The sequence below is a fragment of the Vibrio sp. 378 genome (genome assembly GCF_033339435.1).
On sequence record NZ_JAWOUO010000876.1, the window covers coordinates 1 to 583 of the forward strand.

Here is a 583-nt window from a genome sequence, read left to right on the forward strand (position 1 = left end):
GTTACAAACCATACTTGTTTGTCGTTGAAAATCTTCATCATGTTTCCTTATTTTTTGCTTTGACCGTAGTAGGCGTTCGCGCCGTGCTTACGTAAATAATGTTTGTCGAGAAGCGAAGGGTTAAGAGTGTCCACCTCGGCATTGATTTGCAGTGTTTGCAAAGCCATGCCAGCGACAACTTCAACCACTACGGCGTTGTGAACCGCTTGAGCAGGGCTTTTACCCCAAGTAAAAGGTGCGTGTTCTTTGACCAAAATGCCGGGTGACGCCATAACGTTTGAATCACCGATGGTTTCGACGATGACTTTGCCAGTGTTGAGCTCGTAGTTGTGTGCGATCTCTTCGTCGCTCAAGGCGCGAGTGCACGCAATTTGTCCGTAGAAATAATCCGCATGAGTTGTGCCCAACGCGGGAATGGCTCTGCCTGCTTGTGCCCATGCCGTTGCCTGAGGAGAGTGGGTGTGAACGATGCCGCCAATCTCCGGGAAATGGCGATAAAGCTCTAGATGCGTGGCTGTGTCGGAAGATGGGTTGAGTTTCCCTTCAACCACTTGGCCGTGCAGATCGACCACCACCATGTTTT

At 50.3% G+C, this 583-nt stretch carries 1 protein-coding gene; it reads right to left on the reverse strand.

Features of this window, described 5'->3' with window-relative positions; genetic code table 11:
- Positions 1–47: 47 nt before the first annotated feature.
- Positions 48–583, reverse strand: a 536-nt coding sequence (gene araD / locus R7Q48_RS29350; RefSeq protein ID WP_318133883.1) for an L-ribulose-5-phosphate 4-epimerase AraD, incomplete at its 5' end; no start/stop codon positions are given.